Source organism: Bifidobacterium sp. UBA6881 (genome assembly GCA_002451435.1).
GTDB lineage: Bacteria > Actinomycetota > Actinomycetes > Actinomycetales > Bifidobacteriaceae > Bifidobacterium.
In genome coordinates this window covers 15937-18625 of sequence record DKCF01000046.1, presented here as the reverse complement: position 1 = coordinate 18625, position 2689 = coordinate 15937, and the positions used below count along the sequence as shown (strand labels likewise).

Below are 2689 nucleotides of genomic sequence, written 5' to 3'. Positions count from 1 at the left end.
TTTGTCGAGTCCTGTGGTTTGCCGTGCCAATTATGCAGTTATGACCCACCTCGGATAATTTGTTGTGCCGAACATGCAGTTTCGACTTGAATAATCCGGGCGTGTTCTGCATCTTTCGCACAAAGAATTTGGTACGGGCATAATTGGCACCGAGGATGGGATTGAGAGTTTTTTTGGGGGGTGGATTGATTGGTGGGATTTGTCCGTTCCGGCTTGGTTCGGTCGATTAGGTTCTTCCGGGGTTGGATTGATTCGGATTGGTTGGTAAGCCGATCATCTTGGAATATTCCGGCTGTCCCGTGAATCTACGACAATGAAAGACGGTCTGAATCACAGCAATAACCGCAGAGCCGGCGAGTAAAAGGAACATACGTGCAAAGAAGAAGCAAGCCTGAAGTATTGGCCCCCGCAGGCAATCTGAGGGGTCTGAAAACCGCGGTCGATTATGGCGCGGACGCCGTGTATTGCGGCGGCAAGGCGTTCGGCATGCGTTCGGCGCCGAAGAACCTGAGTCTCGAGGATTTCGAGGAGGGAAGCCGATACGCGCACGAGCATGGCGCCCGCGTGTACGTCACCTTCAATGTGCTGCCGCGCAACAACGAGGTCGAAGCGATGCGCGAATACCTCGGCCGATTGAAAGACACCGGTGTGGACGCCCTTATCGTCTCCGACATCGGTGTGATGCTTATGGCCAAGCAGATCGCCCCGAACCTCGAACTGCATGTGAGCACCCAGGCCGGCGTGACCAACTACCAGGCGGCCAACGCGTTCTACGAACTCGGCGCGCGCCGTGTGGTCCTGGCAAGGGAGATGGATCTGCAGGCGGTGCGCGACATCCGCGCCCGCATCCCCGATGACCTCGACATCGAATGTTTCGTGCACGGCGCGATGTGCATGGCGTTCTCCGGCCGCTGCCTGTTCTCCAACTACCTGACCGGACGCGACGGCAACCACGGCGAATGCGCCCAGCCATGCCGCTGGAAGTATTCCATCGTCGAGGAAAAGCGCCCCGGACAGTACTTCCCGATCGAACAGACCAAGGAAGGCGCGTACCTGTTCAACTCGCAGGACATGAACATGCTGGCGCACGTCGACGACCTCATCGATTCCGGCGCGACCAGCCTGAAGATCGAGGGACGTTCCAAAAGCGCCTACTACATCGCCGCGATGACCAACGCCTACAAGACGGCGGTCAACGCATACATGGTGCAGCGCGGATTCGAAGACGCCGAAGGCAACACGCTCAAGCCGTTCCACGACCGCGTGATCCGTCCGGGCGATCCGGAATACGGCAAGCCGGCGTCCGCGGACGCGATCATGCGCCATGCGGATGGCGCGTTCGCGGGCAAGCCGGACATCGAAAACGAATTCCCCGCAGGAATCGACACGGCTGAAGCCAACCGGGAACCCAACAAGGAGCCGGAGAACCTCAGCTATCATGCGCGCAGCACCCGCCGCAAGTCGAACACCGCCGCGGAAATACTGCCGGAAGGCTGGTACCATGCCGGCGTGCGTCCCGCGGAGCACATTACCCTGCCGCAATGGCTGCTGGAAGAACCAGACAAAGTGGCGCACCGCGACTACTCCACCGGCTTCTACTACCCGGAGCACAAAGTCCAGCAAAGCACCGACCGGTCCGCGTACTTCCGTGCATGGCTGGTCGTCGGCGAAGTGCTCTCATGGAGCCCGGAGGAAGGCGGACGCGTCACCATCATGAGCCGCAACAAGATCGAAGCCGGCCAGGAGGTCGAATTCGTATTGCCCGGCAAAGCCCCGCTCGCCTACACCGTCCCGGACGGAGGATTCCGCGATGCCGACGGCCACTGGGTCGAGTCCATCAACAATCCGGCGCATGTCTTCTCCATGCCATGCCCGCAGGAAGTGCCGGTCAACGCGGCCATCCGGTCGCGCACCAAGAAGCCGACGCTCAAAGCCGAATAATCGAAGGAAGGCACACCAAGGAAACGACCATGAGCAACACCCAATACGACGACGCGATCCTCGACAGCAACGCGATCGCGCCCACCGACAAGAACGGCAATCCGATTCCCGTCACCATCCCCATCATGCTGGCACCCGGCATCAAAGTGGTCTACACCACGCGTCTCGGCGGCGTCAGCGAGGGCGACTACGCGCATTTCAACCTCGGCGGCAAATCCGGTGACGATCCCGAGCATGTGCTTGCCAACCGCGTGGCGCTCGCCGGCGTGCTTGGCGCGAAGATCTCGCTGATCAGCCAGGTGCATTCCGGCAGGGCCGTCGATGTGGACGATTCGTTCGTGCTGAATCGTCCGTTCGGCTTCGACGTGTCCGGCACGAAGGCCGGTGATGGTGAATCGGACGAGGAGCCGTCCGTCATCGAAGCGGACGGCCAGGTGACCGCGCAGAGGAACGTGGCCTTGGGCATGTTCGCCGCGGATTGCCTGCCGGTGCTGCTGGCGGATCCCGAAGCAGGCGTGATCGGCGCCGCGCATTGCGGACGTCGCGGATTGCAGCGCGGTGTGATCGGCGCGACCATCGACAGGATGACCGCCAAAGGAGCCAGAACCGAGCGCATCGTCGCCACGCTGGGTCCGTGCATCTGCGGCGACTGCTACGAGGTCGGTGGCGACATCGCCGACGAGTTCGACGCGCGGTTCCCGGGCACGTTCACCTTGAGCCGTTTCGGCCAGCCGGGCATCGACATCGC

General features: G+C 61.2%; 2 protein-coding genes. Both read left to right on the top strand.

Translation table 11 applies throughout. From position 1 onward, the window contains the following. Window positions 1-372: 372 nt before the first annotated feature. Window positions 373-1941 (top strand): peptidase U32 family protein, encoded by a 1569-nt coding sequence (locus tag B3C64_RS03895; protein WP_291533870.1) that lies wholly within the window; start codon window positions 373-375, stop codon window positions 1939-1941. A gap of 29 nt (window positions 1942-1970) precedes the next feature. After that, the coding region (locus B3C64_RS03890) for a polyphenol oxidase family protein (protein ID WP_291533869.1) at window positions 1971-2689 on the top strand (719 nt) is incomplete at its 3' end.